Annotated in this window: 19 protein-coding genes; 11 read left to right on the top strand and 8 right to left on the bottom strand. The window is 70.1% G+C overall.

Annotated features, from left to right (window positions below; genetic code table 11):
* Positions 1-3: 3 nt before the first annotated feature.
* Positions 4-1,488 (bottom strand): CoA-acylating methylmalonate-semialdehyde dehydrogenase, encoded by a 1,485-nt coding sequence (locus ASG80_RS17685; protein ID WP_056733145.1) that lies wholly within the window; start codon positions 1,486-1,488, stop codon positions 4-6.
* Positions 1,489-1,579: 91 nt separating this feature from the next.
* Here ASG80_RS17685 and ASG80_RS17690 point away from each other — a divergent pair, with 91 nt between their 5' ends.
* The 3 genes from ASG80_RS17690 (at position 1,580) to ASG80_RS17700 (ending at position 4,586) form a co-directional block, all read left to right on the top strand.
* Entirely contained in the window at positions 1,580-3,256 is a 1,677-nt protein-coding gene (locus ASG80_RS17690) for a PucR family transcriptional regulator (protein ID WP_235508380.1), read from the top strand.
* A 111-nt stretch (positions 3,257-3,367) separates the two neighbouring features.
* Positions 3,368-3,823 (top strand): VOC family protein, encoded by a 456-nt coding sequence (locus tag ASG80_RS17695; protein WP_056733147.1) that lies wholly within the window; start codon positions 3,368-3,370, stop codon positions 3,821-3,823.
* Positions 3,824-3,830: 7 nt separating this feature from the next.
* Positions 3,831-4,586 (top strand): helix-turn-helix domain-containing protein, encoded by a 756-nt coding sequence (locus ASG80_RS17700; protein ID WP_056733149.1) that lies wholly within the window; start codon positions 3,831-3,833, stop codon positions 4,584-4,586.
* An 11-nt stretch (positions 4,587-4,597) separates the two neighbouring features.
* Here the strand turns inward: ASG80_RS17700 and ASG80_RS17705 are convergent, their stop codons facing one another.
* The 3 genes from ASG80_RS17705 to ASG80_RS17715 form a co-directional block, all read right to left on the bottom strand.
* Positions 4,598-4,957: a cupin domain-containing protein gene (locus ASG80_RS17705; protein ID WP_056733151.1), complete on the bottom strand. Its 360-nt coding sequence runs from the start codon at positions 4,955-4,957 to the stop codon at positions 4,598-4,600.
* Positions 4,954-6,402, bottom strand: a complete 1,449-nt coding sequence (locus ASG80_RS17710) for an FAD-binding oxidoreductase (RefSeq protein ID WP_056733414.1) — start codon at positions 6,400-6,402, stop codon at positions 4,954-4,956. Before ASG80_RS17710 ends, ASG80_RS17705 begins: the two co-directional genes overlap by 4 nt.
* 371 nt (positions 6,403-6,773) lie before the next feature.
* A complete protein-coding gene (locus ASG80_RS17715) occupies positions 6,774-7,925 on the bottom strand; it encodes a serine hydrolase (RefSeq protein WP_056733153.1) in 1,152 nt (383 codons plus the stop codon).
* A gap of 103 nt (positions 7,926-8,028) precedes the next feature.
* Between ASG80_RS17715 and ASG80_RS17720 the strand changes: the two genes are divergently transcribed.
* A complete protein-coding gene (locus tag ASG80_RS17720) occupies positions 8,029-8,571 on the top strand; it encodes a PadR family transcriptional regulator (protein WP_056733155.1) in 543 nt (180 codons plus the stop codon).
* 103 nt (positions 8,572-8,674) lie between these two features.
* Here ASG80_RS17720 and ASG80_RS17725 read toward each other — a convergent pair whose 3' ends face one another.
* The 3 genes from ASG80_RS17725 to ASG80_RS17735 all read right to left on the bottom strand — a co-directional run bounded on the left by ASG80_RS17725 (position 8,675) and on the right by ASG80_RS17735 (position 12,115).
* On the bottom strand, positions 8,675-10,087 hold the full coding sequence (locus ASG80_RS17725) for a permease prefix domain 1-containing protein (RefSeq protein ID WP_056733157.1): 1,413 nt from the start codon (positions 10,085-10,087) through the stop codon (positions 8,675-8,677).
* A 3-nt stretch (positions 10,088-10,090) separates the two neighbouring features.
* Positions 10,091-10,459: a PadR family transcriptional regulator gene (locus ASG80_RS17730; RefSeq protein ID WP_056733159.1), complete on the bottom strand. Its 369-nt coding sequence runs from the start codon at positions 10,457-10,459 to the stop codon at positions 10,091-10,093.
* Positions 10,460-10,615: 156 nt separating this feature from the next.
* Positions 10,616-12,115 (bottom strand): helix-turn-helix transcriptional regulator, encoded by a 1,500-nt coding sequence (locus tag ASG80_RS17735; protein WP_082590596.1) that lies wholly within the window; start codon positions 12,113-12,115, stop codon positions 10,616-10,618.
* Between the two features lie 238 nt (positions 12,116-12,353).
* On the opposite strand from ASG80_RS17735, the gene ASG80_RS17740 reads away from it, so the two are divergent.
* From ASG80_RS17740 to ASG80_RS17760, 5 genes are all read left to right on the top strand, one after another.
* Positions 12,354-13,922, top strand: a complete 1,569-nt coding sequence (locus ASG80_RS17740; protein ID WP_056733162.1) for a response regulator transcription factor — start codon at positions 12,354-12,356, stop codon at positions 13,920-13,922.
* 79 nt (positions 13,923-14,001) lie between these two features.
* Complete coding sequence (locus ASG80_RS17745) at positions 14,002-14,634, top strand: hypothetical protein (RefSeq protein WP_156401929.1); 633 nt, start codon at positions 14,002-14,004, stop codon at positions 14,632-14,634.
* Between the two features lie 26 nt (positions 14,635-14,660).
* Positions 14,661-15,257, top strand: coding sequence for a hypothetical protein (locus tag ASG80_RS17750; RefSeq protein ID WP_156401930.1), 597 nt, complete (start codon positions 14,661-14,663; stop codon positions 15,255-15,257).
* A 191-nt stretch (positions 15,258-15,448) separates the two neighbouring features.
* Positions 15,449-16,423 (top strand): ketopantoate reductase family protein, encoded by a 975-nt coding sequence (locus tag ASG80_RS17755; protein ID WP_200952608.1) that lies wholly within the window; start codon positions 15,449-15,451, stop codon positions 16,421-16,423.
* A gap of 7 nt (positions 16,424-16,430) precedes the next feature.
* Positions 16,431-17,072 carry a TetR/AcrR family transcriptional regulator gene (locus ASG80_RS17760; protein WP_156401931.1) on the top strand — a complete coding sequence of 214 codons (642 nt, stop codon included), beginning with the start codon at positions 16,431-16,433 and terminating at the stop codon, positions 17,070-17,072.
* 127 nt (positions 17,073-17,199) lie between these two features.
* On the opposite strand, the gene ASG80_RS17765 is transcribed toward ASG80_RS17760, so the two are convergent.
* On the bottom strand, positions 17,200-18,096 hold the full coding sequence (locus tag ASG80_RS17765; protein ID WP_200952609.1) for an aminoglycoside phosphotransferase family protein: 897 nt from the start codon (positions 18,094-18,096) through the stop codon (positions 17,200-17,202).
* Positions 18,097-18,291: 195 nt separating this feature from the next.
* Here ASG80_RS17765 and aceA point away from each other — a divergent pair, with 195 nt between their 5' ends.
* Both aceA and aceB read left to right on the top strand, forming a co-directional pair.
* Complete coding sequence (gene aceA, locus ASG80_RS17770) at positions 18,292-19,617, top strand: isocitrate lyase (protein ID WP_056733169.1); 1,326 nt, start codon at positions 18,292-18,294, stop codon at positions 19,615-19,617.
* A 35-nt stretch (positions 19,618-19,652) separates the two neighbouring features.
* Positions 19,653-21,368 (top strand): malate synthase A, encoded by a 1,716-nt coding sequence (gene aceB / locus ASG80_RS17775; RefSeq protein ID WP_235508381.1) that lies wholly within the window; start codon positions 19,653-19,655, stop codon positions 21,366-21,368.
* The last annotated feature ends 24 nt before the right edge of the window (positions 21,369-21,392 follow it).

Consider the following 21,392-nt stretch of genomic DNA (forward strand, 5'->3'; position numbering starts at 1 on the left):
GGGTCAGTGGTTGGACGGGAAGCCCAGGTTGATCTGCGACTCGGACGGGTTCGGCCAGCGCGTGGTCACGACCTTGGAGCGGGTGTAGAAGTGCACCGACTCGGGGCCGTAGATGTGCGAGTCGCCGAACAGCGAGTTCTTCCAGCCGCCGAATGAGTACGCGCCGATGGGCACGGGGATCGGCACGTTGACGCCGACCATTCCGACCTCGATGTCGAACTCGAACTGGCGAGCCGTGCCGCCGTCGCGGGTGAAGATCGCGGTGCCGTTCGCGAAGCTGTTGGCGTTGATGAGCGCGACCGCCTCCTCGTAGGACTCGACGCGCACGACCGAGAGCACAGGGCCGAAGATCTCGTCGTCGTACACCTTCATGCCGGGCTTCACGTGGTCGACGAGCGAGACGCCGACGAAGAACCCGTCGCCGTCGAACTGCTGCGTCGTGCCGTCGACGACGACGGTCGCACCCTCGGCCGCGGCGCCGGTCACGTAGGAGGCGACCTTGTCGCGGTGCTCGCGCGTGATGAGCGGACCCATCTCGCTCGCGGCATCCGTGCCGTCGCCGATCTTCAGCGCACGCATGCGCGAGCGCACCGCCTCGACGAGGTCGTCGGCGACGTCACCGACCGCGACGAGCACCGAGACGGCCATGCAGCGCTCGCCGGCCGAGCCGTACGCCGCCGAGACCGCGGCGTCCGCTGCGCCCTCGAGGTCGGCGTCGGGCATGACGACCATGTGGTTCTTCGCGCCGCCGAGGGCCTGCACGCGCTTGCCGTTCGCTGAGGCGCGCTCGTAGATCGACTTCGCGATGGGCGTCGAGCCGACGAACGAGACGGCGCGCACCTCGGGGGAGTCGAGGATCGTGTCGACCGCGACCTTGTCGCCGTGCACGACGTTCAGCACGCCGTCGGGAAGCCCGGCCTCCTGGAACAGCTTCGCGAGGAAGATCGCCGCGCTCGGGTCCTTCTCCGAGGGCTTCAGCACCACGGTGTTGCCGCACGCGATCGCCGAGGCGACCATCCACAGCGGAACCATCACGGGGAAGTTGAAGGGCGTGATCGCCCCGACCACGCCGACCGGCTGCTTCAGCGAGTGCACGTCGACGCCGCGCGCGACCTGCTCGGAGTGCTCGCCCTTCAGCAGGTGCACGAGCCCGGCGGCGAACTCCACGTTCTCGATGCCGCGCGAGATCTCGCCCGCGGCATCCGAGAGCACCTTGCCGTGCTCGCTGGTGAGGATCGCGGCGAGCTCGCCCTGGCGCTCGACGAGCAGGTGGCGCAGCTTGAAGAACACGTCGGCGCGCCTGATGAGGCCGGTGGCGCGCCAGCCCGGCAGTGCAGCGGATGCCGCGGCGATCGCCTGCTCCACCTCGCCGACCGACGCGAACGCCACCTCGTGCTGCTGCACGCCGGTGGCCGGGTTGAAGACCGGGCCGGTGCGCTCCGCGTCGGCGACCTCGCGGCCGTTGATGAAGTGTCGGATGAGGCTCATGTAGGGTCCTTCTCGGGCTCTCCGGACAGATTGCCCGGGTGTCGTCTAGGCTGGCATTCCCCAGTGTGACAGAGGCAGAGAGGCCCGACCGATGGCAGATCGTCGCGAAGACGAGCCGATCCGAACGGATCGTCCGGAGGGCGTCGTCGCCGACGACGGGCTCCCGACGGTGCGCGAGATCCTCACGCTCGACGCGGTCGCGCACGGCGTTCCCGAGGTGCTGTCGGGCGACGACGCGCTCGACGCGCGCGTGCGCTGGGTGCACGTCTCCGACAGCTCGGGAGTGGCCCGGCTGCTGAACGGCGGCGAGCTGCTGCTGACCACCGGGTCGGGCTGGCCGACCGAGCCGCGCGAGCTCGAGGCGTTCATCGCGGAGCTCGTCGACGCCGGCATCGCCGGACTCGTGCTCGAGCTCGGCGTGCACTACCGCTACGTCCCCGCCGTCGTCGAGACGGCTGCCCGTGAGCACGGCCTCGCCCTCGTCGCGCTGCACCGCGAGGTGAAGTTCGTGGCGCTCACCGAGGCGGTGCACAGCCGCATCATCTCCGAGCAGACCGCCGCCCTGCGCGCCCGCGACGAGGTGCGCGAGCGATTCACGGCGCTCAGCCTGCGGGGCTCGCCCGCCGACTTCATCGTGCACCAGCTCGCGCAGACGCTCGGCGCCGCGGTCGTACTCGAGAATCTCGCACACGAAGTGGTCGCCGCCGAGGTGCCGCCCGCCGTCGAGGAGGGACTCTTCGCGACGTGGGAGGCGAGCTCGCGCCGCGCGCACCGGCTCGACGAGCAGCGCCTCGCCCGGGGTGCTTCGGTGGGGCCCGACGAGTGGCTCATCGTGCCCGTCGAGGCCCGCGGCATCCGGTGGGGGCACCTCATCACACTGGCCGGACCGGTGCACCCCGCCGGCCGTGCGAGCGTGCTCGAGCAGGGCGCCATCGCGCTGGCCCTCGGCCGACTCGCCGACGGCGACGCCGACGAGTGGGTGCGCATCGGCCGCCAGCGCCTGGTCGACGGGCTGCTCGCCGGGCGGTTCGCCGGGCTCGGCGGTGCGGCGGCGCGGCTCGAGGCGGCCGGCCTCCCCGTCGACGGCGCCCACCTCTACGGCGTGGTCGCGTCGGGTGCGCCGATTCCGCCCGGGGCACCGGATGCCGCGGCTCGCGCCCTCGGCGGCCGTGCGATCGACGGCGCGGCGCCCGACTTCGCTGGGGCGGCCTCCGCGTCCGGCAGCGCCCGCATCGTGCTGCTCTCAGTACCGGCCGAGCTCTCGGATGTCGCCGCGCGCGCGTTCGCGTCGGCGCTCGTGGGCGGCGATGCGGCATCAGTCGACCGGCTCGTGATCTCGGTGGGCGGCGTCGCCGACGGACTCGACGGCCTGCTCGGCTCGGTGCAGGAGGCGATCGACCTCGCGCGAGGCGCCCGCCCCAAGGGGGCTCGCGGCACCGTGCTGCGCCGCGCCGACGACCGCCCGCTCATGCGGCTCGTCACCTCGCTGCGCGACGACCACCGGCTGCTGCGGCACAGCGAGCGGATGCTGGCGCCGCTCATCGAGTACGACCTCGCGCGCGGCGGCGACCTCCAGAGCGTGCTCGGCGCGATGCTCGCGCATCCCGGGAACCGTACCGCCGCCGCATCCGCGAGCCATCTCTCGCGGTCGGTGTTCTACCAGCGGCTCGCGCTGATCGGCGACCTGCTCGGCGTGGACCTCGACGACGGGGAGACGCTCACCGCTCTGCACCTGGCGCTGCTGGTGCGTCGCAGCGCCGCGCGATGAGCCGTTGGCGGATTCCCATTTACTTGCTATTGACAAGTGCACTTGCAAAGAGCAAGCTAAATCATGCAACCCGGAACACACACGACCGAACAGGATCCATTGGAGGACACCATGACCACCAGCATCTTCGTGAACCTTCCCTCGACCGACCTCGACCGCTCGAAGGCGTTCTACGAGGCGCTCGGCTTCAGCATCAACGCCGCCTTCACCGACGAGAACGCGGCGTGTGTCGTGCTCGGCGACAACATCTACTTCATGGTGCTCACCCGTGAGTACCTCGGCACCTTCACCGACAAGCAGATCATCGACCCGAAGACGCAGGCTCAGGTGTCCATCGCGCTGAGCCGCGACTCCCGCGAGGACGTCGACGACGTGCTCGCGAAGGGCCTCGCGGCCGGCGGCAGCGAGCCGCGTCCCGTGCAGGACTACGGATTCATGTACTCGCGCGACCTCGATGACCCCGACGGCAACAACCTCTCGTTCCTGTTCATGGAGCCCGCCGCAGCCGAGATGGGCCCCGAAGCGTACATGGCCGAGCAGGGCGCCGGCGCCTCGTCGCCGGCCTGATCGCCTCATGGCGACACGCGCCGCGCGCGGCTTCGGCCAGTACAGCGGCGTGGCACGAGCCATCGAGCGGGTCGGGGAGCGATGGGCACTGCTCATCATCCGCGACCTGCTTGTCGGCGCGCGCCGGTACAGCGACTTGAAGGCGGGTCTCCCGCGCATCCCGACGAACATCCTGAGCGACCGCCTGAAGGAGCTGCAGGAGGCGGGCGTCATCCGTCGCGTGCCCACCGTGCGCGGCGGCTACGAGCTGACGGAGCTCGGCCGCACGCTCGAGCCCGTGATCGTCGCCCTCGAGCGCTGGGGATGGTCGACGCTCGGCCAACCGGCCGAGGGTGAGATCGTGACCGCCGACGCCGTCGCCCTCTCGTTGCACGCCGCCTTCCACGCGGAGTCGGCGGCGACCGCACCGCCGACGGAGTACGTGCTCCACGTGGGCGGCATATCGCTCTCGGCGATGGTCGTCGGCGATGCGCTCGACGTCATGCCGATCGGGCCCGGTGCCCTGCTGCAGCCGATGCGGCGCACGGCACCCGAGGTCCCTCCGAGCGACGTGCTCGAGCTCGAAGTCGAGCCCGTGGGCCTCCGCGACCTCCTCGCCGGTGCGCCCGGGGCGGTCGCGGTGAAGGGGCCGCCGGCCGGTGTCAGCATCCTCGTCGGGGGGAGCGCCCTGCTCGCGCGGTTCCGGCGGACGTTCCGCATCGATCCCGTGGGGCCGTCGACGCGCACGGTGCAGGAGCCGGGGGCGGCGGCCTCCGTCGCCTGATCGCCGCCCGCCTACGGCGCCACGTACACCTTGCGCAGCGTCTGCCGCACCGTCCAGATCGTGCGCATGCCGGACTCGAGCCGCACGACGGATCCCGGGGCGAGCACGATCGGCGAGGCGTGAGGATGCTCGAACTCCACGGTCGCGGCGCCGGCGAGCACCACGAACACCTCGTCGGCCTCGACGTCGCGCATCGCGCCGACGCTCATCTCCCAGACCCCGACCGTGCGGTCGCCGTCGTCGTCGAGCACCAGGTGCCCGGTCGTCGGCGCGCCGGCGACGATCTGGTCGGGCTCGACCGGCACGTGCTCGAGCACGACGGATGCGGCATCCGCGATCACGCCCGGATGCAGGCGCGGCCCGCTGTTCATGAGTCGAACCCCAGGCCGAGGGCGTCCAGCGTCTTCAGGAGCATGTTGCGCTTCCCTCCCGTGTGATCGGCGCGGTCGAGCGACCAGCGCGTGGCGTTGATGCCGATGGCGGCGGCGGGCTCGGGCGGGAACGGCAGCGGGCGCTCGCGAACCATGCGGAGCCGCGTGCGCTCGTTGTCGCGCTGCTCGAGCTGGTCGAGCATGACCTCGGCGGCGAATCGGGTCGATGCCACGCCGAGGCCCGTGAACCCTGCGGCGTACGCGACCCGGCCGTCGCGGGCCGTGCCGAAGAACGCGCAGAACCGCGTGCTCGTGTCGATCGCGCCAGCCCACCGGTGGCTGAACCGCAGCCCCTCGAGCTGCGGGAACGTGGTGAAGAAGTGCGCGGCCAGGCGCTCGTACGACTCGGGCCGCTCCTCGTACTGCTCGCGCACGCGCCGGCCGTAGTGGTAGACCGCGTCGTAGCCGCCGAACAGGATCCGGTTGTCGCGCGAGAGGCGGTAGTAGTGGAACTGGTTGGCGAGGTCGCCGAGCCCCTGCCGGTTCGACCAGCCGATCGATGCAAGCTGCTCAGCCGACAGCGGCTCGGTCATGAGCGCGTAGTCGTAGACCGGCACCGTCATGAGCCGGTTGCGCTTCAGCAGGCTCGGGAACACGTTGGTCGCGAGCACCGCCCGCTCCGCGAGCACGCGGCCGCCGTCGGTCACGAGCGCCACGGCGCCGGTGGAACCCGGCGTGTCGAGACGGCGCACGGGGAAGCGCTCGTAGATCTCGACGCCGAGCTCCTCGGCCACGCGGGCGAGCTCCGCCGCGAGCTTCGCCGGGTGCAGGATGGCGCTGCCGCGCGTGTCCCAGACGCCGGCGAGGTACGTGGGCGAGTCGACCTCGGCGCGCACCGCCGACTCGTCGAGGAACCGCAGCGTGTCGTCGCCCCGGGCCTGCGCCTCGGCGACCTGCTCGTGCAGCCATTCGACCTGGTGAGGCTCGACGGCGATGCCGAGCGAGCCGTTCCGCTCGAACTCGAAGTCCATGCCGAGCTCGGACTCGGCGGCCTCGATGGCATCGAAGTTCTCGATGCCGAGCCGGTCGAGGGTCGGCATCTCCTCGGGCCAGCGCGACATGCCGTTCTCGCGCCCGTGCGTGAGGCTCGCCTCGCAGAATCCGCCGTTGCGACCGGATGCCGCCCAGCCGATGGCCTTCGCCTCGACGAGAACCACGTGCGCGTCGGGGTTGCGGCGCTTGGCGAGCACGGCGGTCCAGAGGCCCGTGTAGCCGCCGCCGACGATCGCGAGGTCCGCGACGCGCTCGCTCGTGAGCCGTGGGCGCGTGCGCTTCGCCCCGTCGCCGAGGTCGTCGAGCCAGAACACCCGCTGCTCGGTCTCGGCGAGCGAACGCTCGATCACGGATGCCGGCGGTCGGCGTCGTTCGAATACGGTCGTTCCCACGGCGATCACTCCAAGGCGGTCGGGGTGCCTCCATCCTCCCGCGCTGGACGCGGCGGGCGCCAGCGGCGCGGTGTCGCGACATCCGCTCGCCGCCGGACAGGGTGGCCGGATGCCGCGGGCTCACTCATGCGGATATACGATCCGGCGCGCCGTCTCGTGACCCGCGCGGCGGGGTGGCGGATCGTATATCCGCAGTCCGGTACTCAGGGAGCGTGCCTGGCGGGGCATCCACGCCTGGGTTCGGTCCCTGTTGACTCCGGCACTGATGCGGAAGTCGCATCAGTGCCGGAGTCGCGGGACGTGAGTGCGCCGCTGGACGATGGAGGGTGCCCACTGCGACGAGGCGGTGCGCGCTACCGGGACGGTCGGCGTTACCGCGACGCGCGCTGCAGTGCCTGCTCGATGAAGATGAGCGTGCGGAAGCTGCGGGTCATCTCGCGGGTCGACGCGAAGTTCAGCACGATATCGACCTCGTGCACCGGGTCCCGGAACAGGTGCGTCGCGAGCACGCCGATGTGGCCGACCGGGCTGGGCAGGCCCCGCAGCAGCGGCATGAGGCCCTCGAAGCGCACCTGCATCATGCCCGCGCCGTACCGGATGCCGGGGCGGAATCGGTTTCGCATCTCGGTGAGTCGAGCCAGGCTCGCGGGCGAGATCAGCCGCCCGCCGTGCAGCGCAGCGCTGAACGTCAGGAGGTCGGCCGGCACGCTGATCAGGCCGCCGCCGGCCCAGTCGCAGCTGATGCTCGTGAAGCGGCTGACCTCGCGGTTCCCGAGCCGGAACGGCGCGATGTCGGGAACGGTGGCGGTTGCCGTCGTGGGTGCGCCGGCGGCGAGGGCGGAGACGAAGTCGCGCTCGGGCAGGGAGTGGAACAGCAGGGCGCTGTCGAGCATGCCGAGCGGCTGGAGGATGCGCTCGTGCAGCACCTCGTGGAACTCGCGACCCGTGGTCGCCTCGATGATGCGGCCGAGCAGGACATAGCCCGTGTCGGAGTACGCGAACCTCGCGCCAGGTCGGCCCACCGGCCGCTGCCGTTCGCGACTGAAGTCGAGGAGCTCGGCCGGGGTCCAGAAGTGGTCGGGCTCTCCGACCACGAGGTCGAGGAAGCGATAACCGCTCGTGACGGGGCCATCGAAGTAGTCGGCGGCGCCCGAGGTGTGCGCGAGCAGCTGGTCGACCGTCGCCCGATCCGCGAGGTCTTCGCCGTCGACGACGAACAGGCCGCGCAGCTCCGCGGCCGGCAGCAGCTCGGTGACGGGCGTCTCGAGCGTGAACGCACCGGACTCCACGAGCCGCATGACGAGGGTCGCCGTGAACATCTTGCCGATGCTCGCGACGTGGAACCGCGTGGTCTCGTCGCCGAAGCGGTAGTCGAGCCCGTCGCGCGCCGAGCGCACCGCCACCTGCGGGGCGCCGAGCGAGCCACGCCGACGTGCGACCCCGGTCAGGTGCCGGTCGAGTTCCGCGGTGAACCGGTCGTGGTCGAGGTGCGCGGTCGGCGCCATCTGCGAGAATCCCCTCATCGAGTATCGAAGCGTGATGTAGCTACTAGTGACATCACGGGTCGTAGCATACGGGGATGCACGATGCACCACAAGACACAGTCGTCGACGGGGAGGCGAACGCATGGGAAACGTGATCCTGGGGCTGCTGCTGCTCGGCCCGCAGACCCTCTACTCGCTCAACAAGCAGTTCGAGCAGGGCATCTCACTCATCTATCGCGCGAGCTACGGCAGCCTGCAGAGCGCCCTCAAGTCGCTCCTCGCGAAAGGTCACGTGACCTTCGTCGAGGGCATCGAGGGCGGGCGGAACAAGAAGACGTACTCGATCACGGATGCCGGGACGGCCGCGTTCTTCGAATGGATGGGCGCCCCCGCGGCATCCGGCGACCTCGAGGTGCTCGCGTTGTCGAAGCTGTTCTTCCTCGGGCTCGTCGACGACCGCACTGAGCGAGCGCGGGTGCTCGACGACCTCGTGTCGGCGATCGACCGCGAGCGCGCCTCGCTCGAGGGCTTCGGCGAGGACCTCGACGCGGTCGACGTGCCCGACGAGTTCGCGCGGGTCTTCCACTACCAGCGCAGGACGCTCGACTACGGCGTCATGAGCCACCGCGCCGCACTCGACTGGTTCGCGCGGCTCGCCGTGGAGGAGCGGATGTCCGCGGGTTGAGGAGCCGCGAAGCGGCGTCTCGAAACCCGCTCCCCGGGGACGCGGTCTCGAGACGCGTCGCTTCGCGGCGCTCCTCAACCCGCGAGCCACGCCGGGCGGTCGGTCACGCGAAGCCGAACACCGGCGGGAAGACGAACACGATGATCGCCGCCCAGCCGAGGTAGACCGGCAGGTACCCGGTCTGCCAGCGCTCGATGCCGTCGAACGGCACGCGCCGGCGCACGAAGCCGACCTGCAGCCACGTGGCCCACGCGAGGTTCGCGAGGAGGATGACGTTCAGCCCGAGCGAGGCCGTCTTGTTCGCACTGAACCCGAACTCGCCCGTGCGGGCGATCATTGCGACGAGCACGATGACGTCGACGACGAGCGCGGCCGCGAGCATGAGCACCTGCAGTCGATCGAACCAGCCGGGGGGAAGCGCGGGGTCGCGCGCAGAGATCGAGTACACGAGGAGCGCGACGACCACGACGAGCACGAGGTCGAAGGCGATGAGCAGGTCGCGGCTTCCGTCGACGAGGTTCCATTGCATGACGGACGCCACGATGAGCGCGAGCATCATGAGCGTGAAGAGCGGGGTGAACACCTTCGTGAGCACCGGGGCGATGTTCTCGATGACGCGCTGCTTCGCGCCCACGAGCCAGGCCGAGACGAGCACCGCGCCCGCCGCCCCGCACGGCAGCACCCACTCGCCGATGAACGGCATGACGTCGACCTGGATCGACGCGAACACGGCGACGGTGAGCCCGCTCAGGGCACCGCCCACGATCGCGATGAGCACGTAATAGACGAGCCACTCGCCGCTGAAGCGCAGGAAGTCCATCCGGGTGCGGTCGCTCCGCCAGACGCCGCCGGCGTCGACGATGCCCGTGACGAGCCAGAGTGCGACGATCGAGCCGATGGTCGCGAGCACGGCGGTCGCGGAGTTCTGCCCCGCGATCTCGACGCTCGCGGACCCTCCGTCGAACGGGTAGAGGTTCAGTGCGAGCGCCACGGCGGCGAACGCCGCGGCAACGCCGAAGAGAGTACCGGCAGGCGGGCGCCGCCGCCAGGCGAACCACGCGGCCAGGAATGGCAGCACCAGTACGGCGATGTTCCTGACGACGAGTTCGGGCTCGCCGGTGAGGAACTCGGTCGCCTTCACGGCGATGCCGGCGCCGACGCCGAGCAGGAGGGCGACCGCGAGCCCGTTGGCACGGCGAGCGAACGGGATCGTGCCGGTCGAGGCATCCGCGCCCTCGGTGTCGGACGAGTCGTTGAGCACGAGCTGTTTCCAGAGCCGGCCCGAGTGCTCGGCGGCGTACTCGCGGGAGAGCTCGTCCATGCTGCCGAGGCGCTTGACGGCGATGAGGAACGCCTCGTCCTCGGCGAGGCCTGCGGCCACGAGGGCGTCGACACGATCGCGGAGGTGCGATTCGAGTTCGTCGACGTCGCGGATGCTCAGGGCGTCGCGGCGTTCCATCCAGTCGCGCCACGAAGCGATGAGCTCGTCGAGGGCGGGGGCCTTCTCGGTCGTCATCGCTCAGTCCAGTCCGAGTGCGAGCCGCGGCTGACGGTGGTCGGCACCGCCGGGCCAGACCTGGTCGAGCACCCCGCCGATGATCGACCACTGTCGGCGATGGTCGGCGAGCGTCGACGCGCCCTGCGCGCTCAGGCGGTAGTGCTTGCGCGGCCGGCCGCCTGGCGACTGCCGCCATTCGGAGTCCACGTGGCCGAGCCGCTCGAGTCGGTGCAGCAGGGGGTAGAGCATGCCGTCGCTCCACTCGAGCTCACCGCCCGAGAGCTCGGCGATCCGCTGCAGGATCGCGTAGCCGTACGACTCGCCCTCGGCGAGGATGCCGAGGACCACCGGGGTGGCCGCCGCAGCCACCAGGTCCTTGCCGATGCGCATGCGAACTCCGATCGTGCCGTCGCGGACACCTCGACGTTCTAGATACCTAGATCAACGAGGTACATAGATCTGCAAGGTATCACTGAGGCGTACTTCGCGCCACCCCGCTCGCAGGGTTTCGAGACGCCGCTCCGCGGCTCCTCAACCGGCAGGGGTTCAGCGAGGCGCGTGCGCCTCCAGGAACTGGTACACCTCGGTTTGGTCGACACCCGGGAACGTGCCCGTGGGCAGCGCCGCGAGCAGGCTCGTCGGGGTGCGCGCGGCGGGCCATGAGGCATCCGCCCATTTGTCGGCCAGGTCGCCCGGCGCACGACGGCAGCAGGACTCGTCGGGGCAGCGCGACACCGCACGATGGGGTGTCTCGCGGCCGCGGAACCACTTGACGTGCTCGAACGGCACGCCCACCGACACCGAGTACTCGCCCTCTTTCGCCTTCTCGATGCGCGAGGTGCACCAGAACGTGCCCGACGGCGTGTCGGTGTACTGGTACCAGGGGCTGAACCGGTCCTCGACGTCGAACACGGTGCGCGCCGTCCAGTTGCGGCAGACCGTGGTGCCCTCGACGGCGCCGAGCGCGTCGCTCGGGAAGCGCACCTTGTCGTTCTCGTAGGCCTTGATGATGGTGCCCGACTCGTGCACCTTCATGAAGTGCACCGGGATGTCGAGGCGCGCCGTCGCGAGGTTCGTGAACCGGTGCGCGGCGGTCTCGTACGAGACGGCGAAGTGGTCGCGGAGCTCCTCCATCGAGATGCGGCGAAGGTTCTTCGCCTCGCTGAGGTAGCGCACAGCGGCCTGCTCGGGCAGGAGGATCGCCGCCGTCAGGTAGTTCGTCTCGATGCGCTGGCGCAGGAAGTCGCCGTAGTTCCGTGGCTCCTCGTGCCCGAGCAGGTGGCTCGCGAGCGCCTGCAGGATGGGGGAGCGGGAGTCGCGCGATGGCGACTGCTGCGTCGGCAGGTAGATGCGCCCGTTGCGCTTGTCGGTCACCGAGCGGGTGGAGTGCGGCAGGTCGCCGACGTAGTGCAGCGAGAAACCGAGGTGCGAGGCCATGTCGGCGACGAGCTGGTGCGACACCGGGCCGCCGGTGTGGCCCACCGCCTCGAGCAGTTCGGCGGCCTTCGCCTCGAGCTCGGGGTAGAAGTTGTCGCGGGCGCGCATCTCGGCGCGCAGCTCGGCGTTGGCGCGGCGGGCCTCCTCGGGCGTCGCTGCACGCTCGCGGTGCAGCCGGTCGATCTCGTGGTGCAGCGCGAGGATCGTCTGCAGCGTCTGGTCGCTCATCGACTTCGCGACCCGGAACGGCCCGAGTCCGAGCGCCTCGAACACCGGCCCACGTTGCGCCCGCTCGACGGCGATCTCGAGGGCGGCGCGCTCCGACGGGGCATCCGGCTTCAGCAGCTCGTCGGCGCTCGTGCCGAGTGCGAGGGCGATCGTGCGAAGCATCGACAGGCGCGGTTCGCGCTTGCCGTTCTCGATCGCGGAGACCTGGCTCGGTGCACGGTCGATCGCGGTGGCCAACTCGCCGAGGGTCATGCCGAGCGCGGTGCGGCGGTCGCGGATGCGGCGGCCGAGGGTCAACGCATCGACCTCCTCGGGCTCGCCCACGGGCTCGGCGACGGCGGCTGCGAGAGCCGTTCGGGCGGTGCGATCCGCGATGACCATGCATCGATGGTCACACGAGCGAGCGGATGCCGCAAACGGAAGAATCTCAAATCTTCCGCGCTCTTCGCCTCAGAGCCGTCGAATCGGCACACACGGCTCGGATCAAGATGGGAAAGTCCTCGATCCTTCCATCAGTCGCCGCGGGTCGGCTGGTGGCGGGGGATCAACCGCGGCTCGAGCGGCGACGGCCGGGCGGCTCGGTGTTGACACCACCGAGCCGCCCGTGCCTCGATAGAGCATGGCGAGTGCGGCGATCGATGACGCCGACCTGGAGCAGGCACGGGCGGTCTTCCGCACCGGCGACATCCTCGGGGCCTGGGAGCTCTGCGAACGAGCGGCGTCGCGGGCGCGGGCACGAGGGGATGCCGCGACGATCGCCCGGGCGGCACTCGTGGTCCGCGGGCTCATGGAGGGATCCGTCTACGCGCGGGTGCACGCACTCAGTCGGGAGGCGCTCATGCTCCTGGACGAGGATGAGGACGCGGTGTTGCGGGCCAGGGTGCAGGCTCAACTCGCGGCGACCGCCGACCGCTGGATGACGACCGCCGCTGAACATCCCGCCACGCGGGCGCTCGCCAAAGCCGAGGAGTCCGGCGACGCCGAGGCCGTGCTCATCGCCTTGAAGGCGCAGCGAGACGCGCTGGCGAACCCGCTGCACGCCGCGGAGTGGATCAGCATCGGCGGGCGCGCGATCGAGCTGGGCACGCGCGTGGGCGACTTCGACCGGGTCGCCTGGGGCCGGCTCTGCCGGTTGGCCGGGTACTGGGTGCTCGGAGACCGGATCTCGCTCGAGCATGAGCTGAGACTCGTCGAGGCGGAGACCTCGTTCGAGGCCGAACCTGCGACCGCCTGGCGGTACGAGCTCACGCGAGCCTGCCTCGCGTTGCACGACGGGCGATTCGAGCTCGCGGCCCGCCTCGCCGACCGTGCGCTCGGGCGCGCGCGAGCCAGGGGGATCCCTGAGGCGGAGTACTTCGATGTCGTATTCCGGGACCATTTCACCGCCACCGTCGGGCCCGACGAGGCGATCGACGCGCGGATCGAGCGCACGATCCGCGAGGTGATCGACTCGGGGCTCTACCTCGCGCGCGCATGGCTCGCGACCTTCCTCACCGAGCGCGGACGAGACGACGAGGCCGCGGTCGAATGGCACCAAGTGCGGGGGCACCTCGACGAGATCCCCGACCACGTCCCCGAATATGTCACCGCACTCGTGGGCTTCATTCCCGTGTGCGTGCGGCAAGGCGATCTCGACGTGGCGCGACGGCTCTATCCCATGCTGCTGCCGTACGCCGGGCTCCAGGTGGTCGCCACACCGCACACCCCGTCCGTCGGGCCGGCGAGCCTGCCGCTGGGTGAGCTCTCCGAGGCGCTCGGCGACCTCGTCACCGCTGAGGAGCACGCACTCGACGGCCTCGCTTCGGCAGTGTCGATGGGCTCGCCGGTCTTCGAGGCTCGGGCACGACTCCTGCTCGCGCGCCTCGCTCGCGGCCGAGATCGCCGAGACGCCGCCGGCACCGAGGCCCGGCGGCATGCGGAGGCGGCGCGCGTGATCGCGCGACGGATCGCCTGGCCCGCGTTCGAGCAGCGCATCGACGCGGTCATCGCGGACGACCAACGCGGCGGCCTCTCGAAGCGGGAGTATGAGATCGCCGCGCTCATCGCCGAGGGGAAGAGCAATCGGCGGATCGCCGACGAGCTGTTCCTGTCGGAGCGCACCGTCGAGGCGCACGTTCGGCACATCTTCGCCAAGCTCGGCGTCGACTCCCGCGTCGCCGTCGCCATGTGGCAGGCCGCGCGCGGATGACCCGAGCACCGGCCGAACGTGCCAGGAATTGGCGGAATCACGGATGTCGCGACCGCCCCGACCGACCTACCGTGTCGGCATGACCGCCATCACCGCACCCAGAACCCTGTCCTTCAGCCGCGTCGCGGGCGGCCTCGTGATCGTCGCTGCCGCGACCGGGATCGCCGGGGCGATCGCGCTCCTCGTCGTCCCGCCTGCGGTCCCCCCCGACATCTTCAGTTATCCACTCGAAGGCAGCGCCTACGCGGTGGTGCAGGCGAGCTTCTTCGTCAATCACGTCCTGCTCGGCCTCGGACTCGTCGCGCTCCTGATGCTCCCCGTCTCGCGCGCGAGGCCCGGTCATGCCGGCCTCTGGATCGCCCTCGTCGGCATGGCAGTCCTCGCCGTCTGCGAGCTGTGGGCGATCGGCGTCGCCGATGCCGCCTACCCCTCGCCCGAGACCGCCCCGCTCGACATCGGCTACGGTGTCTCCTCGATCGCGCTCGGCGTGGGCCTGGTGCTCGCCGGCATCGGCGTGGCCCGGTCTCGCGAGTGGTCCGGCTGGCGCCGGTGGATCGTCCTCGTCGCCGGCGTGATGCTCTTCGTCGTCGTACTCCCCGGCCTCCTGGCGGGCTTCGTCGGCGGGCGGATCGGGCTCGCGCTCTGGATGGTCGCCTGGGGGCTCATCGGTGTCGCACTCGTCACCGAACGTCCTCCCGGTCGGCCCGCGTGATGCTCGAGCACGCGTAGGATCGCGCCGTGAGCATCGCTTCACCGCCATCCGATGCGGCAGCGAGGAAGGTGACTGCTGTCCTCATGATCGGCAGCGGCACGATCATCGTCGGCGCGGCCTTGATGTATACCGGGCGGACGTTCTGGGGCTGGCCGGCGAACTTCGGCTACATCGCATGGGAGCGTGGGTTCGTCATCGCGGCGGTGCTGGTGTCGGTGCTCGGGCTCGCCTTGCTCGAGCAGTTGCTCCGCGATGCTGGGGCGGTCATCCTTCCCCGGCTTGCCTTCGTGACGTACCTTGTGGGTGCCATCGTGTTGATCTCAGCCGAAGCCTTCGTCATCGCTGGCCGCGGCTACCTCGAGCCGCAGATCGTCCTCTTCGTCGTCTTGGCGTGCCTGGCGCAGGCGGCATACGGCGTGGCGCTGGTGCAATCCCGCCTCGTGGCGGCATGGGTCGGCTGGTTGACGATCGCCTGGAACGTGGGCGCGCTCGGGATCCTCGCACTTCTCTTCCCGAACGTGTACTACCCCGTGCTGCACTTCATCGCTCCGGTGATCATCGGCATAGCGCTGCTGCTCCCGCGCAGGCACCGAGCCGAGAGCGGCCCTGCCCCGTCCGGATGAAGACCACCGGCGCGCCCGGCAGCCGTCCGATGTTCAGTGGTCGTTGATCGAGTCGATGCTGCCGCTGTTCCGGCGTTCCAAGGCCGACCGTAGTCACGGCGAGCGGTTCACCTAAATGGAATGAGGCATTCCGCTTAGTGTAAGATCGTAGCGGAATGGCCAATTCCGATTAGTGCTCTGAAGGAGCCTCGTTGCCTGACCTGAACATGCACCCAGCGTCGTCGTCCGTAGACGCGGTCGACCGCGCCCCCGCGTCCTCACGGCACCTGAGACTGCTCGTGTACGGCGCCGGGGTGATCGGCACCATCTTCGCCGCCCGAATGCATGAGGCCGGACACGACGTCTCGCTCCTCGCCCGAGGTGAACGCCTGACCGCGCTGCGAGAGCACGGCGTATTGCTCGCCGAGGGCGACAGCCCGGACATCAGGCAGGTCCCGGTCCCCGTCATCGAGAGCCCCGCGGGCCGATACGACCTGATCGCCGTCTTCGTCCGCACCCACCAGGTCGACGCCGTCCTCGAGTCGATCGCAGGGCTCGACTGCGACGTCTTGTTCGCGCTGAACTGGGCGGCCGGTCCGGAGCCGCTTGCTGCGGCAATCGGCCGCGAGCGCGTGCTGCTCGGCTACCCCGCAGTGGCCGGGACCATGGACGGGGAGGTGGTCCGCTACAGGCCGAGCTCGCTGCTGACCCGTCTGGTCCGGATGCCGATCGGCGAACCCGATGGTCGTACCACTCCGCGACTGGAACGAATCGTGCAGTCGTTCCAGTCCGCAGGAATCAACGCCAAGGCCGAACCCCGGATGGACGCGTGGCTCAAGACGCATGCCGCGTTCGAGGTGCCGCTCGGGCGGGCGGTGCGCGCTGCGGGCGGCCCCGCGGCTCTGGCCGGCGATCCCGACGCGATCCGGAACATGATCCGACTCATGAGGCAGAACCTCGAGGGCATGCCGGCGCGGCCGGTCCCACGTGGCTTCGACGCGCTGCGCACCGTGCCCGAACGGGTGCTCGTGGCCGTGTTCCGCCGTTTCCTGCACAGCTCGGCGGCTGCACCCCTCGGCACCGCCTCGCCCGCCGTGTCCGCAGAACTCGACCGGATGGCCGAGCAGGTGCGCGCCCTTGCAAGCGCCCGTCAGCCGACGTTCGTGGTGACCCATCGGCGACGATAATGTGCTGATGCCAATCGACGAACACCTCGCGCGCACCAAGCGGAGAGACGCGGCCCTGAATAGCGAGCGCCTCATGCAGGCGGCGCGTGAGGTGTTCGCGCGGCAGGGCCTTTCTGCGACGCTGGAGGACATTGCTCAGCATGCGGGAGTCGGCGTCGGCACGGTCTATCGGAATTTCGCCAGCAAACGGGAGATCATCGAGACCTTGTACGACGCGGCGCTGGATTCTGTCCTGGCCGATGTGCAGACGGCGCTGGAGATCCAAGACCCGTGGGTAGCAATCGTGACGTTCTTCGAAGTCACGGCGTCGAATCAGGCGCAGGATCGCGGTCTGTGTGAGACATTCCTCGGGCACGACGGCTTCGGTCCCGACGAGCGTATCGCTGAGGAACTCGTCGCCGTTGTCTCTCCGTTGTTCGACCGGGCAAGTGAGGCCGGGGTTCTCCGCGAAGGAGTCACCGTCACGGACATCGGCCCGATCTTCGCAATGCTCGACGGTGTCTACCGAATGAGCGATGCACGTCCCGACCTGTGGCGACGGTACCTGGCTCTCATCCTCGACGGCCTCCGTGCCGGCGACCGGCCGGCTCTTCCTGTACCTGCATTGGATGTCGCCGCGTTCAAGACAGCACTCACGGCTGCCGATTGAAGCTCAAGGGGATTCCGCGGCCACGAATAACGGAGCCATACGATCTCGAGACCCGTCCAGCAGACATCTCGCGACTCCTCGACCTCGAAAGTGCCCTGCTTACGCTGCGTAATCGAGTAACCAACGATTAGGCGCGTCGCCGCTCGGCCACCAGCGCGGCGATCACGTGGCGCGCATTGGCGGCGAGCGGCGGATTCCGCTCGGAGTAGTAGGGCAGCCGCGCGAGCGCCTGCAGCAGCACCCACCCGCGCGCCCGCGCCCAGGTCGCGTCGTCGGCCCCGACCTCGACGCGGAATACGGCCCGCGCGTGCGCAGGCAGCAGGTTCCACGCGGCGCGCAGGTCGCTCGCGGGGTCGCCCAAGCCCATCGAGCCGAAGTCGAGCACGCCCGTGAGCCGCCCCTCCCGCAGCAGTAGGTTGCTCGGTGCGAGGTCGCCGTGGATCCACGTCGGCGGTCCGGCGTGGTGCGGTGCGGCGAGCGCGTCCTCCCACACGGCGACCACGACATCGCGAGCGACGCCGAGCTCGTGCTCGAGGAGGCCGAGGTTCGTGCGCACGAGCTCGTCCTCCTCGTGCAGCGGTCTCGGCCATGCCGTCGTGGGTGCGCCCGTCGGGTCGAGCGAACGCATCGCGCGCACGAATCGGGCGAGGTCGACCGCGAGGGCGAGGGCGTCGTCGCCATGCTCGAACGGCGGATGCCGCCCCTCCACCCAGCGGCACACGGTCCAGGGCCATCCGTAGCCCTCGCCCGGCGCGCCGAGGGCGAGCGGCAGCGGCACCTCGACGGGAAGCGCGGGCGCGATCCGCGGGAGCCAGGCCCACTCGCGCTCGATGGGGGCGACCGCCCAGTGGATCCGCGGCATCCGCACGCTGAGCTCGTCACCGAGGCGGTAGATCGCGTTGTCGGTGCCGAACGACACGACGGGGGAGATCGGCAGCGCCGCCCATTCCGGGAACTGCGCGGCGACGAGGCCCGCGACGAGCGCGGCATCCGTCTCGACCTCGTCGTCGTGCATGCGCGTCATCGCACTCACGCTACGCCCGGGGGTGAGAGCGCGGTTCTTCCGCGGCGCAGAAGAACGCCGGAAGTTCACCCCCCGGATCGTCGGGTCGGGGGTTCGAACCGGGCGCAGCATGGATGCACGGACCCCCGGACGGCGCCAGGGCAGGCGCCAGACGGAACACACCGAAACATCCGCTCAGCACCAACGGAGGACACCATGAGCACCACGAACCGCCCCGGCGACCAGACCCAGACCGCTGCCGAGCTGCAGCTCGAGTGGGACGCGAACCCCCGCTGGAGCGACGTAAGCCGCGACTACACCGCCGAGGACGTCGTCGCCCTCCGCGGCCCGGTCCGCGAGGAGCGCACGCTCGCCAAGCGCGGCGCGGAGAAGCTCTGGCAGGACATCCAGCGGAACACCGGCACCGCCTTCGCGCCCCAGGAGGACCCGCAGTGGTCGGCCGCACTCGGCGCCCTCACCGGCAACCAGGCCGTGCAGCAGGTGCGCGCTGGCCTGAAGGCGATCTACCTCAGCGGCTGGCAGGTCGCGGCCGACGCGAACCTCAGCGGCCAGACCTATCCCGACCAGTCGCTCTACCCTGCCAACTCGGTGCCCGCGGTCGTGCGCCGCATCAACAACGCGCTGCTGCGCGCCGGCCAGATCGAGCAGGGCACCGACGACCGCGACTGGATGGCGCCCATCGTCGCCGACGCCGAGGCCGGCTTCGGCGGCCCGCTCAACGCCTACGAGCTCATGGGCCAGATGATCGAGGCGGGCGCGGCCGGCGTGCACTGGGAGGACCAGCTCGCGAGCGAGAAGAAGTGCGGCCACATGGGCGGCAAGGTGCTGGTGCCGACGAGCCAGCACATCCGCACCATCAACGCGGCACGGCTCGCAGCGGATGTCGCCGGCGTGCCGTCGATCATCATCGCCCGCACCGACGCGCTCGCCGCAACGCTGCTCACGAGCGACCACGACGAGCGCGACCGGCCGTTCGTCACGGGAGAGCGCACCGCCGAGGGCTTCTACGAGGTGCAGAACGGCATCGAGCCGGTCATCGCCCGCGGCCTCGCCTACGCCGAGTACGCCGACCTGCTCTGGGTCGAGTCGGCCGAGCCCGACCTCGACCTCGCGCGCCGCTTCGCGGAGGCCGTGCACGAGAAGTTCCCGGGCAAGCGCCTGAGCTACAACTGCTCGCCGTCGTTCAACTGGAAGCGCCACCTCGACGACGACCAGATCGCGAAGTTCCAGCGCGAGCTGGCGTCGATGGGCTACGCATTCCAGTTCATCACCCTCGCGGGCTTCCACGCCCTCAACCACTCCATGTTCACGCTCGCCAAGGACTACAGCGAGCGGCACATGAGCGCCTACGTCGAACTCCAGGAGGCCGAATTCGCCTCGGAGGCATCCGGATACACCGCCACGCGCCACCAGCGCGAGGTCGGCACCGGCTACTTCGACCAGATCGCCACCGCGCTGAACCCCAACAGCGCAACCCTCGCCCTCGTCGGATCGACCGAGGAAGAACAGTTCAACCACTGACCCGCTCGCGGGTTCCGAACTCCGAGGAGAAGACCATGAACACCACACCCAGCATGACGCTCGAGCGAGAGCGAACGGATGCCGCGGCATCCGGCCCCCGCGCAGAGCCCAAGCCCGCCACCGGCAGCTTCCAGACGTACCAGCCTCGCATCGAGGTGACGTCCCCGCTCGGGGAGCGCACTGAGCTCCCCGGCCGGTATGGCGAGATCCTCACGCCAGAGGCGCTCGCGTTCCTCGCGGAGCTGCACGATCGCTTCGCGCACACCCGGCACGAGCTGCTCGCCGTGCGCCTGCAGACCCGGGTCGACGCGGCGAACGGCCGCGACCCGAAGTTCCTGCCTGAGACCGAGTGGATCCGCAACGACCCGTCGTGGCGGGTCGCGGGCGCCGCTCCCGGCCTCGACGACCGACGCGTCGAGATCACCGGCCCGACCGACCGGAAGATGGCCATCAACGCGCTGAACTCCGGCGCGAAGGTATGGCTGGCCGACCAGGAGGACGCCACGAGCCCCACCTGGCCGAACGTGATCGAGGGCCAGCTGACGCTCTTCGACTTCGTGCGCGGGAACCTCGAGTACACGAGCCCCGAGGGCAAGGAGTACCGCGTCACCGCGGGCGAGACGCCCACGATCGTGATGCGCCCGCGCGGCTGGCACCTCGTGGAGAAGCACCTGAGGTTCCACGACCGAGCGGGGCGCGCGATGCACGCGTCGGGATCGCTCGTCGACTTCGGGCTGTACTTCTTCCACAACGCGCAGCGCCTCATCGACGCTGGCCGCGGCCCGTACTTCTACCTGCCGAAGCTCGAATCGCACCGCGAGGCGAAGCTGTGGAACGACATCTTCGTCTTCGCACAGGAGGCGCTCGGCATCCCACGGGGCACCGTGCGGGCGACCGTGCTCATCGAGACCATCCAGGCCGCGTTCCAGATGGACGAGATCCTCTACGAGCTGCGCGAGCACTGCGCCGGCCTCAACGCCGGCCGCTGGGACTACATCTTCTCGATCGTGAAGACGTTCCGCTCCCGTGGCCGCCGATGGGTCATGCCCGACCGCAAGTCGATCACGATGACGGTGCCGTTCATGCGGGCCTACACCGAGCTGCTCGTCGCGACCTGCCACAAGCGGGGCGCGCATGCCATCGGCGGCATGAGCGCGTTCATCCCGAACCGTCGCGATGCAGAGGTCACCGAGCGGGCGCTCGCCGCGGTCGCCGCCGACAAGCGCCGCGAGGCGGGCGACGGCTTCGACGGCACGTGGGTGGCCCACCCCGACCTGATCCCCACCGCGCGAGCGGAGTTCGACACCGTGCTCGGCGACCGGCCCAACCAGGTCGACCGCCTGCGCGACGACGTGGAGGTGACGGCGGCGCAGCTGCTCGACATCCCGTCGATCGGCGGCGAGGTCACGGAGGCCGGCGTGCACGACAACATCTCGATCGCGATCCGCTACCTCGAGTCGTGGCTGCGGGGCACGGGCGCGGCCGCCATCGACAACCTGATGGAGGACGCCGCGACCGCCGAGATCTCGCGCTCGCAGGTGTGGCAGTGGCTGCACGACAACACCGTCACCGCCGAGGGTACGCGTATCGACCAGACGTCGATCGTGCGGATCATGGCGGCAGCCGTCGCCGAGCTGCCGCGCTTCGAGGGCGACCGCTTCGACGACGCCATCTCGGTGTTCCGCACCGTCGCGCTCGAGCCGGAGTTCCCCACCTTCCTGACTGTGGGGGCCTACGCCCGGTTCCTCTGATCGAAGGGCCGAGCACGGATGCCG

Origin of the sequence: Agromyces sp. Soil535, from assembly GCF_001428255.1 — a bacterium.
Classification (GTDB): domain Bacteria; phylum Actinomycetota; class Actinomycetes; order Actinomycetales; family Microbacteriaceae; genus Agromyces.